11 protein-coding genes are annotated in these 13,581 nt (G+C 68.2%); 10 read left to right on the forward strand and 1 reads right to left on the reverse strand.

Features of this window, described 5'->3' with window-relative positions; genetic code table 11:
- Position 1 precedes the first annotated feature (1 nt).
- A complete protein-coding gene (locus BRESU_RS05210; protein WP_218915401.1) occupies positions 2-505 on the reverse strand; it encodes a cupredoxin domain-containing protein in 504 nt (167 codons plus the stop codon).
- Positions 506-875: 370 nt separating this feature from the next.
- Here BRESU_RS05210 and BRESU_RS05215 point away from each other — a divergent pair, with 370 nt between their 5' ends.
- The 10 genes from BRESU_RS05215 (at position 876) to BRESU_RS05260 (ending at position 13,580) form a co-directional block, all read left to right on the forward strand.
- Positions 876-1,724: a DUF3034 family protein gene (locus tag BRESU_RS05215; RefSeq protein WP_245528602.1), complete on the forward strand. Its 849-nt coding sequence runs from the start codon at positions 876-878 to the stop codon at positions 1,722-1,724.
- A gap of 3 nt (positions 1,725-1,727) precedes the next feature.
- Positions 1,728-2,261, forward strand: coding sequence for a group I truncated hemoglobin (locus BRESU_RS05220; protein ID WP_013268464.1), 534 nt, complete (start codon positions 1,728-1,730; stop codon positions 2,259-2,261).
- A gap of 56 nt (positions 2,262-2,317) precedes the next feature.
- Positions 2,318-4,720: an FtsK/SpoIIIE family DNA translocase gene (locus BRESU_RS05225; RefSeq protein ID WP_013268465.1), complete on the forward strand. Its 2,403-nt coding sequence runs from the start codon at positions 2,318-2,320 to the stop codon at positions 4,718-4,720.
- A gap of 233 nt (positions 4,721-4,953) precedes the next feature.
- Positions 4,954-5,589 carry a LolA family protein gene (locus BRESU_RS05230; protein WP_013268466.1) on the forward strand — a complete coding sequence of 212 codons (636 nt, stop codon included), beginning with the start codon at positions 4,954-4,956 and terminating at the stop codon, positions 5,587-5,589.
- Positions 5,590-5,985: 396 nt separating this feature from the next.
- Positions 5,986-6,780: an exodeoxyribonuclease III gene (locus tag BRESU_RS05235; RefSeq protein ID WP_013268467.1), complete on the forward strand. Its 795-nt coding sequence runs from the start codon at positions 5,986-5,988 to the stop codon at positions 6,778-6,780.
- 130 nt (positions 6,781-6,910) lie between these two features.
- Positions 6,911-8,314, forward strand: a complete 1,404-nt coding sequence (locus BRESU_RS05240; RefSeq protein ID WP_013268468.1) for a circularly permuted type 2 ATP-grasp protein — start codon at positions 6,911-6,913, stop codon at positions 8,312-8,314.
- On the forward strand, positions 8,314-9,252 hold the full coding sequence (locus tag BRESU_RS05245) for an alpha-E domain-containing protein (RefSeq protein WP_013268469.1): 939 nt from the start codon (positions 8,314-8,316) through the stop codon (positions 9,250-9,252). The genes BRESU_RS05240 and BRESU_RS05245 overlap by 1 nt, the downstream gene beginning before the upstream one ends.
- A gap of 4 nt (positions 9,253-9,256) precedes the next feature.
- Entirely contained in the window at positions 9,257-10,099 is an 843-nt protein-coding gene (locus tag BRESU_RS05250; protein ID WP_013268470.1) for a transglutaminase family protein, read from the forward strand.
- Positions 10,100-10,186: 87 nt separating this feature from the next.
- On the forward strand, positions 10,187-10,963 hold the full coding sequence (locus tag BRESU_RS05255) for a proteasome-type protease (protein WP_013268471.1): 777 nt from the start codon (positions 10,187-10,189) through the stop codon (positions 10,961-10,963).
- A gap of 322 nt (positions 10,964-11,285) precedes the next feature.
- A complete protein-coding gene (locus BRESU_RS05260) occupies positions 11,286-13,580 on the forward strand; it encodes a TonB-dependent receptor (protein WP_425358224.1) in 2,295 nt (764 codons plus the stop codon).
- Position 13,581: the final 1 nt, after the last annotated feature.

The following is a 13,581-nucleotide window of genomic DNA, read 5'->3' on the forward strand; positions in this document are numbered from 1 at the left end:
GTCAGCGCACCGCCGCCCGGCCGGAGAAGTCGCCGGCGATGGTGTGACGTCCCGCGCCGGCGCCGATGGTCACCGGATAGGCCGTCTCGTTGCCGCGCACGTTGAGCTGGGGGTGCCAGACCCGCAGCGAGGCGGCCCCCGCCGGGATGGCCGGGATGGTGACATTGCCGCTGGCGTCGGTCTTGCCGGCCCAGGGCGTGTCGACGACGCGGACGAAGGCCAGCATCTGGTCGTGGATGTTGCAGCCGAGGGCCGCGACGCCGGCGGTGGTGAAGGTGTGGCTGCGTGTCTGGTCCTGGCCGAAAAGCTCGATCTCGAACCGGTTGCCGCGCGAGAAGGAGTAGACGTGGTGGCGGACCCGATCGAGGTTGGGGAAAGAGACCGTTGCGCCCACCGGTGCGATCAGGACGTAGGGCTGGAACTGGACGTTCTGCTGGACGACGCGGAGCGGCCAGGAGAAGCGGATCGGTCCGGACGGGACGCCGGCGTTGGGTCGGACGGTCACGACCGCATCACGCACCGGCTGACCGGCGGCATTTCGGACGCTGATGGTCAGATCTCCTGCGAACGCTGTTCCATGAACGGAAATAACGAATAGCAGGGCAAAAAGTATAGAGCGCATCAATGCTCTCTAAGCAGCGGTCCGTGAAATCGAAGTAAACGGTCACGCAACCAGAGATGGTAGGCGGTTTTCAAGTAGCGTTGATGTCCTGTAACCGCCAACGCATGCGCTTAACTCGAAATCCAATCATTTTTATTCGCGGTTAACCCTGTCCGCCCTAGCAGCGCCCGGCAGTATGCACTGCCGGAGGTTCGTCGTGTCTCGATCGTGGGTTTGGCTGGCCGGTGCCGCGGTCGGGAGCGCGCTTTGGTGCGTGTCTTGCCCGGCGTCTGCCCAGGCGTTCGACTGGGTCCCCGAGAGCCGGACCGGCGGGAAGCTGCTGCTGACCGGCGGCGTCTCCACCCTCGAGGGCTCGGGCGGCGGGGGCATGGCGACCTGGGCGACCACGACCGGATACGGGGCCGAGGACGGCATCGGCGGCAATGTGCACGCCACCTGGGTCAACCTGCCGGACTATGAACTGCGATCCTGGGGCGCGGCCGTGGGGCTGTGGGACCGGGTCGAGCTGTCCGTCGCCCGGCAGGAGTTCGACACCGGCGACACGGGCGCGGCGCTCGGTCTGGGGCAGGGATTCACCTTCACCCAGGACATCGTAGGTGTGAAGGTCCGGCTGCTGGGCGACGCCGTCTATGACCAGGCCGGCTGGATGCCCCAGGTCGCGGTGGGGCTGCAGCACAAGACCAACGACCAGGGCGCGATCATCACGGCCGTCGGCGGCAAGGACGACGAGGGCACCGAAGCCTATGTCGCCGCCACAAAGCTGTTTCTGGCGCAGTCGCTGCTGGTGTCCGGCACCGTGCGCTGGACCGATGCCAACCAGACCGGCCTGCTGGGCTTCGGCGGCGACCGCAACGACGACCTGGAGCCGCAGTTCGAGGGTTCGGTCGGCTATCTGCTGAGCCGCAACCTCGTGGTCGGGGCCGAAGTCCGCACCAAGCCGGACAACCTGGGTTTCGCCGGCGAGGACGACTGGCTGGACGTCTATGCGGCCTGGGCCATCAACAAGCATCTGTCGGTCACGGCCGCCTGGGTCGACCTGGGTTCCATCGCCACCTTCGAGAACCAGCGTGGCCTCTATCTGTCGCTCCAAGCGGGGTTCTGAATCATGCGCCTGTTCCTGATCGCCGCTGCGCTCGCCACACTAAACACGCCCGCCTTCGCCCAGGACGCCGACGCGCCGCTGGAGCTGCCCCCGGTCGTCATGTCGACGGAGCACCCGGGCGAGATCGCGGTCGACGCCTATGAGCGCTCCGATGCCAACGCCGGGGCGACCCCGTTTCAGGGCACGGCCATGTGGGAGGCGTTCCACGGCGAGGCGGGCGTGTCGCGGATCGTCGACGCCTTCGTGGCCCGCAACGTGGCGGACCCCCGCATCGCGGGCACGTTCGTCAGCCACGATCTGATCCGCCTGCGCCGGACCCTGAAGGAACAGTTCGGCTACATCCTCGGCGGTCCGGTCACCTATTCCGGCCGCGACATGGAAAGCAGCCACCGCGATCTGGGACTGCAGGCCGCCGACATGGGCGCGCTGGTCGAGAACCTGCAGGCGGCCATGCAGGCCGAGGGCATCAGCTTCCCGGCCCAGAACCGGTTCCTCGCCAAACTGGCCCCGATGAAGCCGGACGTCGTCACGAGGTAAACAGCCTCTTAACCCCGTTCCTGCGACACTGACCGCCAGTTCGTCCGGAGCCGTCGATGTCCGCCGCCCTCGCCATCAGCCAGCGCGCCTTCATGAGCGCCCTCATCCTGTGGGACGCGCCGTTCGTGGTGCGGTTTCGCGGGGTGCTGCAAGCGCTGCTGGCCACCCTGCTGGTCGTGGCCCTGGTGTCGTGGAACCCCGCCGATCCCAGCCTGAATGCGGCCTCCTCGAATGGCGCGACCAACTGGTTGGGGACCAATGGCGCTATCTTCGCCGACCTGTTCATGCAGTCACTGGGGCTGGCCGCATGGCCCGCTTCGGCCCTGACGGTCGCCTTCGGTCTGGCCGCCGCGATCGGCGACGCGATCCAGCAGCGACTGAAGCCCACGCCGTTGAAGGCGCTGGCCGCCACCGGCGGCGTGCTGGCCCTGTCGGCCGCGCTTTCGGCTCTGGCGGCGCCCTCGGCCTGGCCGCTGGCGGCAGGGCTGGGCGGGCTGTGGGGCGATGCGGTGATCGGTCTGTTCGCCTCGGCCTTCCGTGCCCTGGGCGTGCCCGGCGGCGGGATCATCGGGGGTGTCCTGTTCCTGACGGCCGGCCTTTGGGCCTGCGGCTATGCGGTGGGGTTGCGCATCTCCGATTTCGGCGAGGGGATCGCCTGGGCCTCGGGGCTGCGGCGTCAGCCCCCGCCCGCGCCCCGGCCGGCGCGTCGTCGGCCCGAGCCGGAGCTGGAGCCGGAGATCGCCGCAACCAAGGCCCCCCGCAAACCGGGTCGGCTCGAACTGCCCGAGGACGACGACGCCGTCGCGCCCCTGCCGTGGGACGAGCCGGTCGCCGAGCCGACCTTGCCGGCCGCCCGCGCGGCCGTCGAACCGCGCGTGGCCGCGCCCAAGCCTGCCAAGACCTCGAAGAAGGCCGTCGACGACGGCCAGGTGGCCTTCGACTTCGTGCGGCCCGAAGGCGACTTCGACCTGCCGCCGCTCGCCATGCTGGCCAAGCCCCAGGCCCGCGTCGGCACCGTCGACGAGACGGCCCTGAAGCAGAACGCCAAGATGCTGGAAGGCGTGCTGGCCGAGTTCGGCGTCAAGGGCGTCATCGACCAGATCCGCCCGGGCCCCGTGGTCACCCTGTACGAACTGGTGCCGGCTCCGGGCGTCAAGCACGGCCGCGTCGTAGCCCTGTCGGACGACATCGCGCGCAGCATGTCCGCCCGGGCCTGCCGCATCTCGGTGGTGCCGAACAGGAACGCCATCGGCATCGAGCTGCCCAATCTGAAGCGCGAGACCGTCTATCTGCGCGACCTGCTGGCCAGCGCCGAATACGGCAAGCCCGCCCACCTGCTGCCGCTGGCGCTCGGCGAGACCATCGGCGGCGAGCCCTATGTCGCCGACCTGGCGCGCATGCCCCACCTGCTGATCGCGGGCACCACCGGCTCGGGCAAGTCGGTCGGGGTCAACGCCATGATCCTGTCGATCCTGTACCGGCTGAGCCCGGCCGAGTGCCGCTTCATCATGATCGATCCCAAGATGCTGGAGCTGTCGGTCTATGACGGTATCCCGCACCTGCTGGCCCCTGTCGTGACCGATCCGAAGAAGGCCGTCGTCGCCCTGAAATGGACGGTGCGCGAGATGGAGGACCGCTATCGCCGCATGTCCAAGCTCGGCGTGCGCAACGTCGCCAGCTACAACGAGCGCGCCATCGAGGCCCAGAAGAAGGGCGAGCATTTCGAGCGCACGGTCCAGACCGGCTTCGACGACCAGGGCCGCCCGGTCTATGAGTCCGAGAAGATCCGCCCCGAGCCCATGCCCTATCTGGTCGTGGTCATGGACGAGATGGCCGACCTGATGCTGGTCGCCGGCAAGGACGTGGAAGGCGCGGTCCAGCGCCTGGCCCAGATGGCCCGCGCCGCCGGCATCCACCTGATCATGGCCACCCAGCGCCCCTCGGTCGACGTCATCACCGGCACCATCAAGGCCAACTTCCCGACCCGGATCAGCTTCCAGGTCACCTCCAAGATCGACAGCCGCACCATCCTGGGCGAACAGGGCGGCGAACAACTGCTGGGCCAGGGCGACATGCTCTATATGGCCGGCGGCGGCCGCATCACCCGCCTGCACGGGCCGTTCGTGACCGACCAGGAAGTCGAGGAGGTCTGCAAGCACCTGCGCAGCCAGGCCGAGCCCGACTATCTGGACCTGATCACCGACGATCCGGACGGCGACGGCGACGGGGCCATGGACGAGGGCGGCGGGGCCTCCTCGGGCGACGACCTGTACGACCGGGCCGTGGCCGTGGTCACCCGCGACCGCAAGGCCTCGACCAGCTACGTCCAGCGTCGCCTGCAGATCGGCTACAACCGCGCTGCCTCCCTGATCGAGCGGATGGAACAGGAAGGCGTCGTCTCGGCCGCCAACCACGCGGGCAAGCGCGATATCCTGGCGGGCCCGCCGCCGATGGCGTGAGGAGAGGCAGTAGGCAGTAGGCAGTAGGCAGTAGGATTCGAGACAGGCGCTCCGCCACGCTTGATCGAACTATTGCCTACTGCCTACTGCCTACTGCCTCCCCGGGAACCTTCCCACCTGAACAGGGCTTCATCTCGCCGCCGGAATAAGGTCTAGCTGCCGTCATCGCCGCGCCGCGCCGGGCCGCCATAACGGCACGATCGACAAACATCCCGAACGGGAGAAAGACCCTCATGACCCTGTCTCGCAGAGACCTCGGCTTCGGCCTCGCCGCCATCGCTTCGCTCGCCGCCCTGCCGGCCGCCGCCCAGTCGGGCCTGTCGGCCGAGGACCGCGCCACCCTGGCGACGGCCCAGACCTATCTGCAGAACCTGACCTCGGCCCAGGGCACCTTCACCGAGACCGGTGCCGGCGGGCAGCGACGCTCGGGGCGGTTCTGGCTGCAGCGTCCCGGCCGGATGCGGTTCGAGTACACCGACCCCGCGGGCCTGCTGGTCGTGTCGGACGGCTCGAACGTGAAGCGCTATGATCCGCGCCTGAATGTCTTCCGTCAGGTGCCGCTGGGCGCCACGCCCCTGTCCACCTTCCTGGCCCGCAACGTGCGGCTGGACCAGGGCGTGCGGATCGACCGCGTCACGCGGATGCAGTCGGGGGCCTTTGCCCTGACCGTGCGCGATTCCTCGCGCCCGAACGACGGCTCGGTCATCCTGGCCTTCGCGGGCAATCCGATGCGGCTGCAGGAGTGGACGATCACCGAGGCGTCCGGGGCCCGCACCCGGACCCAGCTGACCAGCCTGACGCCCGCGTCGGGCCTGTCCGCCAGCCTGTTCCGCCTGACCGATCCGACCCGCCGTCCGGGCCGCAACTGACGGTTTTGCGAATCCTTGACCGTGTTCGGACGATCACAGGCAAACCGCTTTGATGATCGTTTGACTATTTCGATGAGGAGTGACACTTTGGGCACAGGACGGCTTCGGCGGTCCTTCGCCTTCGGACGTCATCCCCTCCCGACGGCTGCGAGAGAAATCCACTTCCACCCCCGGTATGCCCTGCCGGGGGTGGTTTTTTGTCTCCTCCCCGGCGCGAAGCGAGGGGGGAGGTGGCGCGGTGCTTCTTCGGCACCGTGACGGAGAGGCTCTTCACACCCCCACGGATCTTGCCCGCTTCAAGAACCCCTCCGTCAGCTCGCGAAGCGCTCGCCGCCACCTCCCCATCCTTCGGACGGGGAGGAGACGAAACCGGGCGCGCCGTTTAAGACCCGCCACATGCTTCGCGTCGCCACCTGGAACATCAACTCCGTCCGCCTGCGCATCGACCAGGTCGCGCGCTTCGTCGCCGAAAGCGGCACCGATGTCCTGTGTCTTCAGGAGATCAAATGCCTGGAGGACCAGTTCCCCCGGAACGCCTTCGCCGACATGGGCCTGCCGCATCTGAAGATCGCGGGTCAGAAGGGCTGGCACGGCGTCGCCATCGCCAGCCGCCGGCCGATCGAACCCAGCGAGACCTTCCAGTCGTGCAAGCTGGGGCATGCCCGGTGCGTGTCGGTTCAGGTGGCGGGCGTGGATATCCAGAACTTCTACATTCCGGCCGGGGGCGACGTGCCGGACCGCGAGCTGAACCCCAAGTTCGATCACAAGATGGACTTCTACGAGCAGCTGACGGCGACGGTGGCGGCGCAGGATCGCTCGCGCCCGCTGCTGATGTGCGGGGACTTCAACATCGCGCCGTCGGAGTTCGACGTCTGGAACCACCGCTATATGTCGAAGATCGTCAGCCACACCCCGATCGAGGTGGAGACGCTGAACCGGCTGCAGGTGGCCGGGGCCTTCACCGACGTGGTCCGCGAGGCGTTTCCGGAACCGCAGAAGCTGGCCAGCTGGTGGAGCTATCGCGCCGAGGACTTCAGGAAGTCGGCGCGCGGGCTGCGGCTCGACCACATCTGGACCTCGCCCGGCCTGACGCCCGCCGTGGTGGCCGGATCGGCCACCATCCACGAACCGGTGCGGGCCTGGACCCAGCCCAGTGACCACTGTCCGATCACCGTCGATCTGGACGTCTGATCGGCCTCACGCGGGACTGGCGGAAAAGTTCCCGTCCCGCACCGCAACAAAACTGTTGCGCATCATCGCGCCGCCGGTCCACGCTGACCCCTCACCCTAGCGCGCGGGAGCGACCGTCACGTTCGACGAAATGTCAGGCCATGCCGGATCGGATCAGGTTCGTCCCAGCTACCGGACCCTGGCCCGGTGGCTGGAGGCCGCGCCGTCCGATCTGCTGCAGGCGCGCTCGCGTCAGGCGGAGCTGTTCTTCCGCCGCATGGGGGTGACCTTCGCCGTCTATGGCGACGTCGAGTCCAACGAGCGGCTCATCCCGTTCGACGTTGTGCCCCGCATCATCGGCGCGGCTGAATGGGAGCAGCTGGAAAAGGGCCTGAAGCAGCGGGTCACCGCCCTCAACGCCTTCCTGAAGGACATCTACGGCCCGCAGGAATGCATCAAGGCCGGCATCGTCCCGGCCGAGCTGATCTTCACCAATCCGCACTACCGGCCCGAGATGCAGGGCCGCCGGCCGCCGGGCGACATCTGGACCCACATCTGCGGCGTCGACCTGGTCCGCACGGGCGAGGACGGGTTCGTGGTGCTGGAGGACAACTGCCGCACGCCCTCCGGCGTCTCCTACATGCTGGAGAACCGCGAGATGATGATGCGGTTGTTCCCCGACCTGTTCGCCGAGCACCGCATCCGCCCGGTCGAGACCTATACCGACATGCTGCTGGCCAGCCTTCGGGCCAGTGCGCCCGAGCACGCCGGGGCCGATCCGAACATCGTCGTCCTGACGCCAGGGCCCTACAACTCGGCCTACTACGAGCACAGCTTCCTGGCCGACAAGCTGGGGGTCGAGCTGGTCGAGGGCGGGGACCTGTTCGTCAACGACGACATCGTCTTCATGCGCACGACCGAGGGGCCCCGGCGCGTCGACGTGATCTACCGCCGCGTCGACGACGACTGGCTGGATCCGCTGACGTTCCGCACGGACTCCACCGTCGGCGTGCCCGGCATCATGTCGGCCTATATGGCGGGCAATGTGACCCTGTCGAACGCGGTCGGCACCGGCGTCGCCGACGACAAGGCCGTCTATACCTACATGCCCGAGATCATTAAGTTTTTCTCGGGCGGCGACCCCATCCTGGGCAATGTGCCGACCTGGCGCTGCCGCGAGCCCGCGGCGCTGAAGGAGGTGCTGGAGAAGCTGCCCGAACTGGTGGTCAAGGAGGTCGGCGGGTCCGGCGGCTACGGCATGCTGGTGGGGCCCGCCTCGACCAAGGCCGAGATCGAGGCCTTCCGGGCCAAGCTGATCGCCGACCCCGACGACTTCATCGCCCAGCCCACCCTGGCCCTTTCGACCGCGCCGACGCTGGACGGCGGATCGTTGTCGCCGCGCCACGTCGATCTGCGTCCGTTCGTGCTGTCGAGCCCCGCCGGGGTTCGCGTCGCGCCGGGCGGGCTGACGCGCGTGGCGCTGAAGGCCGGATCGCTGGTCGTCAACTCCAGCCAGGGCGGCGGAACCAAGGACACCTGGGTGCTGGACGACTGATGCTGAGCCGTACCGCAGAGAGTCTGTACTGGACCGGTCGCTACATGGAGCGGGCCGACTTCCTCGCCCGCATCCTGGAGGCGGCCGTGCGTCTGGCCGCCCTGCCGGCGCGCGACGGGGCGGCCGCCACCGCCTGGGCCAGCGCCATCGCCTCGGCCGGGGTGTCGCGCCAGTTCGCCGCTTCGGGGCGCACGCCGTCCGAGAAGTCGGTGCGCGAGTTCCTGGCCTTCTCGCCCGACAATCCGTCCTCGATCCGCGCCTGCATCACCGCCGCGCGCACCAATGCCCGCTCGGTCCGCACCGCCCTGACCATCGAGCTGTGGGAGGCCATCAACGGGGCCTGGAACGGGCTGAACGAGTTCGGCGAGCCGTCCAAGCGCGACGACTTCGTGCGCTTCCTGGAGTGGGTGAAGGGCGTGTCGCTGGCGGTCGAGGGGGCCTCGTCGCGGACCATGCTGCGCAACGACGCCTACTGGTTCCTGCGCCTTGGCGGGGCGATCGAGCGGGCCGACAACACCGCGCGCCTGCTGGACGTCAAATATCACCTGCTGCTGCCCGCCGGCGAGCGGGTCGGGGGTCAGCTGGACTATTTCCAGTGGACGACCCTGCTGCGCGAGGTGTCCGCCCTGACCGCCTATCGCTGGGTGTATCGGGAATCTGTGCGGCCCTGGCTGGTGGCCGACCTGATGGTGCTGAACCGCCAGATGCCGCGGTCCCTGGCCAGCTGTCAGGGGATGATCGTCAGCTATCTGGATCGTCTGGCGACCGACTACGGGCGTCGCGGACCCGCCCAGCGCATCGCCTCGGCGCGGCTGACGCGGTTCAACGAGACCAATATCGAAGAGATCTTCCAGTCGGGGCTGCACGAATACATCCTGGCCTTCCTGAGCGAGAACAACGCCCTGGCTGCCGCCGTCCACGATCAGTACCTGGTGTGACCTGATGCGCATCCGGATCGACCACGAAACCCGTTACGCCTACGACCGCGCCGCGCGGTTCATCGTCCAGGTGCTGCGCCTGACGCCGCGCTCGACCGAGGGCCAGCAGGTGCGCGACTGGCGCATCGAGACCGACGTCGACGCCCATCTGCGTCGGTCCGAGGACGCCTTCGGCAACATCGTCCACACCCTCTATACCGAGCGGCCCACGAACGGCCTGATGGTGCGGGTGACCGGCGAGGTCGCGACGGTGGATACCGGCGGGGTCCTGCGGGGCACGCCCGAGCGTCTGTCGCCGCTGGTCTTCCTGCGCGACACGCCCCTGACCCATGCCGATGCCGCGCTGCGGGCCTTGGCCGTCGAGGTGGGCGATCAGGGCGACCCCCTGACCCGTCTGCACCGGCTGATGGCCACGATCCACGGCACCGTCGCCTTCATGGTCGGTTCGACCACCGCCGACCACACCGCCGCCGACGCCTATGCCCAGAAGCAGGGCGTCTGTCAGGACCACGCCCAGATCTTCATCTCGGCCGCGCGGCGGATGGGCATTCCGGCGCGCTATGTCTCCGGCCACCTGCACCGCTCGGACGGGGTCGAGAACCAGGACGCCGCCCACGCCTGGGCCGAAGCCTGGGTGGAGGGCCTGGGCTGGGTCGGCTTCGACGCCGCCAACGGCATCAGCCCGACCGAACACTATGTCCGCGTCGCCTGCGGGCTGGACGCGCTCGGGGCCTCGCCGATCCGGGGCACCAGCTATGGCGGCGGGCGCGAGACGATGACGGTGGCGCTGCGTGTGCGCCAGATGCAACAGACCCAGCAGCAACAGCAAAGCCAGAGCTGGTCATGATCCGTTCAGGGGTCGTCCTGTTAATCGAATCTGTTACCGTTCCCGTTCCTGAGGGGTGGCGGTCCGGTTCGGGCCGGGTCTTCTGACATGACTTACTGCGTCGGCATGATGGTGGATGAGGGGTTGGCGATGATCGCCGACACCCGCACGAACGCCGGCGTCGACAACATCTCCTCCTACAAGAAGCTGCATGTGACCGAGGTCACGGGCGAGCGGGTCATCGCCATTGCCACGGCCGGAAACCTGTCGGTGACCCAGACGGCCCTGGCCATGGTCGCCGAGGGCGTGCGGATGCCGGGCTCGGACACGCCCGAGACCCTGGAGACCGCGCCCACCCTGTTTCGCGCCGCCCAACTGGTCGGCTACTGCCTGAACCAGGTGCGGCAGGACCTGCAGCCGACGGTCGAGGCCGACGCGCTGAAGATCACCGCCTCCATGCTGCTGGGCGGCCAGGTCAAGGGCGGCAAGATGGGGCTGTACCTGATCTATGCCCAGGGCAACTTCATCGAGTGCGGCACCGACACGCCCTATCTGCAGATCGGCGAGCTGAAGTACGGCAAGCCCATTCTGGACCGGGCGCTGCGCCCCGACACGCCGATGTCGGAGGCGGTCAAGCTGGGGCTGATCAGCTTCGATTCCACCATCCGCTCGAACATCGCGGTCGGGCCGCCGTTCGACATGATCGTCATTCCCCGCAACAGCCTGCACGGCGATCAGCGCCGGATTGAAACCGACGATCCCTATTTCAAGGACCTGGGCCGACGCTGGTCCGAGGCCCTGGCCAACGCCCATCGCGCCATGCCCGACCCGCCCTGGATGGCGGAGGTGCCCCCGTTCCGGCCGTCGATGACGGTGGTGGGGTAAGGACCGACCTTCTCCCGCCCCCCGGGGGAGGGTCGTCGATGCGAAGCATCGGCGGGGTGGGAAGGACCGGCGATCCGGCCTCCGATCTTTGCTGCCCTGCCTTGCCGCCCCCACCCGGTCTCCGCTGCGCTACGACCACCCTCCCCCTGCGGGGAGGGAGAGAGACTGCGAATGATATTGAGACCAATTCTCAATTAGCCTTGCCATGCCGTGCCGGTCTGATATTGCGAGCCAGTCGCAATTCAAACACCGGATCGCCCAAGTGTCCCAGTCTCAAGCTTCTGTCCTTCGCGCCCTTCTGTCCGCCTCGACCGCCGCAGGGATGCTGTGCGCGACGCCGGTGCTGGCCGCGGATCCCGACACGGGCCTCGACCCCAACGATCCGGCCGCCCAGACCACCCTGTCGACCGTCGACGTCAACGGCCGACGCCACCGGCCCGAGCCGCGCTCGCCCGAGTTCGTGGCCGACCTGGTCGACACCCCCCGCGCCGTGACCGTGATCCCCCAGCGGGTGATCGAACAGACCGGTGCCACCTCGCTTCAGGACCTGCTGCGGACTTCGCCCGGCATCACCTTCGGGGCGGGGGAGGGCGGCCAGCCCCTGGCTGACCGGCCTTTCATCCGGGGACAGGCCTCGGGCAACAACGTCTTCCTCGACGGCATCCGCGACACCGGCGGGCAACAGCGCGAGGTCTTCGCCCTGGAACAGGTCGAGGTCATCAAGGGCCCGGACTCGGTCTATTCCGGGCGCGGGTCCGGCGGGGGCTCGATCAACCTGTCCTCCAAGACGCCCCGGCTGGAGCCCTTCACCACCGTCTCTCTGGGCGCGGGCACCGACGCCTATCTGCGCGGCACGGTCGACTGGAACGCGCCCCTCGGGGACACGGCCGCCCTGCGGATCAATCTGATGGGCAACCGGGGCGACGTGGCCGGTCGCGAGGCCGTCGACTACGACAAATGGGGCGCACTGATCTCGCTGGCGGCGGGGCTGGGCACCGACACCCACGCCACGGCCAGCTACTACCACCTGACATCCGACCAGATGCCCGATTACGGCATCCCGCTGTTCACCAAGATCGGGGTCCGGACCACGGAGTCGGGCGTGCTGGATGTGCCGCGCGACGCTTTCTATGGCCTGACCGCGCGGGACTATCTGACCAACACGGTCGATGCCTTCACCTTCGACATCACCCACCGCTTCTCAGACGCCGCGATCCTGAAGTCCGTCAGCCGGTTCTCGGAGACGCTGAACGACTACATCGTCACCAACCCCGGCGACGGCGGCTATGTCGGCCGCGCGGCGGACGGGACCTACTGGATGAAGCGGGGCACCAAGACGCGGTGGAACCCGGTCACGACCTGGGCCAACGTCACCGACCTGTCGGGCGTGTTCGCCACCGGCGGCCTGCGCCACAGCTATGACGTCGCGCTGGAACTGACCCGCGAGGTCAATCGCAACGCCAGCTATTCCACCTACACCACCGGTGGCGCGGCCTGCCCGACCGGACTGACCACGGTGTCAGGGAGCTATCCCACGGCGGCAGGGGCCCTGGGGGCCGGTGACTGCACCCGCGTCTATGCGCCCACGCCTGACGATGCCTGGACCGGCGTCATCAATCGGGGGCCGACCAGCCGGTCGACGACCGAGACGATCGGCGTCTCCGCCTTCGACAGCATCAGCCTGACCGACCGGCTGATCCTCAATCTGGGCGTCCGCTGGGACCAGTATGCGGTGGACGGCACCACGGTGAACGCGACCCAGGCGGCGGGCGTCTGGACGATCAATCCGCAGGTTCCCGCAGCGGGCAGCACGCTCGCGCCCGGGATCGTCGAGGTGCCCCGGCGCGAATGGACGTTCACCAACTATCAGGCCGGCCTCGTGTTCAAGCCGACCCGCAACACCAGCGTCTATGCCTCTTACGCCACCGCCTCGACGCCGCCGACGATCTCGGCCGGGGACCAGAACACGGCGGGCGGCACCGGCACCGGCAACCTGGCCAATGTCGTGCTCGATCCGGAAGAAACGACCAACTACGAGATCGGGGCCAAGGCGACCTTCTTCCGCGAGCAGCTGATCCTGTCGGCCGCCGCCTTCCGGCTGGAGCGCCAGAACGCCGCCATCCTGATCGAACCGAACGTCTTCGCCCAGGTTGGCGAGGCGCGGGTCCAGGGCATCGAGCTGGGCGCGTCCGGCAACGTCACCGACAAGTGGCAGGTGTTCGGCGGCTATACCTGGATGGAGTCCGAACTGGTGCGCGGGGCCTATACCGGCGTGAACCAGGGCGACCCCCTGGCCAATACGCCGGAGCATTCGTTCAGCCTGTTCACGACCTATCAGGTGATCCCGGCGCTGAGCGTGGGCGGCGGCGTCTACTATGTCTCGACGTCGTTCGGCGGGAACCAGGGCGGCGCGGGGGGCGGGACCAACCGGATCTATGCGCCGGAATACACCCGGGTGGACCTGTTCGCGTCCTACGACATCAATCCGCGGACGTCGCTGCAGCTGAACGTTCAGAATGCGGGCGACGAGGCCTACATCATCCGCACCAACGGTGTGCATCATGCCGATGTCGCCCCGGCTCGGTCGGCCACCCTGGCGCTGAATCTGAGGTTCTGAT

The sequence above is a fragment of the Brevundimonas subvibrioides ATCC 15264 genome, from assembly GCF_000144605.1.
Classification (GTDB): domain Bacteria; phylum Pseudomonadota; class Alphaproteobacteria; order Caulobacterales; family Caulobacteraceae; genus Brevundimonas; species Brevundimonas subvibrioides.

Bases quoted from the DNA above. Each gene is read 5' to 3' on its own strand.
- BRESU_RS05255 (WP_013268471.1), top strand. From the start codon at position 10,187: ATGACTTACTGCGTCGGCATGATGGTGGATGAGGGGTTGGCGATGATC.
- BRESU_RS05250 (WP_013268470.1), top strand. From the start codon at position 9,257: ATGCGCATCCGGATCGACCACGAAACCCGTTACGCCTACGACCGCGCC.
- BRESU_RS05220 (WP_013268464.1), top strand. From the start codon at position 1,728: ATGCGCCTGTTCCTGATCGCCGCTGCGCTCGCCACACTAAACACGCCC.
- BRESU_RS05260 (WP_425358224.1), top strand. From the start codon at position 11,286: ATGCTGTGCGCGACGCCGGTGCTGGCCGCGGATCCCGACACGGGCCTC.
- BRESU_RS05245 (WP_013268469.1), top strand. From the start codon at position 8,314: ATGCTGAGCCGTACCGCAGAGAGTCTGTACTGGACCGGTCGCTACATG.
- BRESU_RS05225 (WP_013268465.1), top strand. From the start codon at position 2,318: ATGTCCGCCGCCCTCGCCATCAGCCAGCGCGCCTTCATGAGCGCCCTC.
- BRESU_RS05230 (WP_013268466.1), top strand. From the start codon at position 4,954: ATGACCCTGTCTCGCAGAGACCTCGGCTTCGGCCTCGCCGCCATCGCT.
- BRESU_RS05235 (WP_013268467.1), top strand. From the start codon at position 5,986: ATGCTTCGCGTCGCCACCTGGAACATCAACTCCGTCCGCCTGCGCATC.
- BRESU_RS05240 (WP_013268468.1), top strand. From the start codon at position 6,911: ATGTCAGGCCATGCCGGATCGGATCAGGTTCGTCCCAGCTACCGGACC.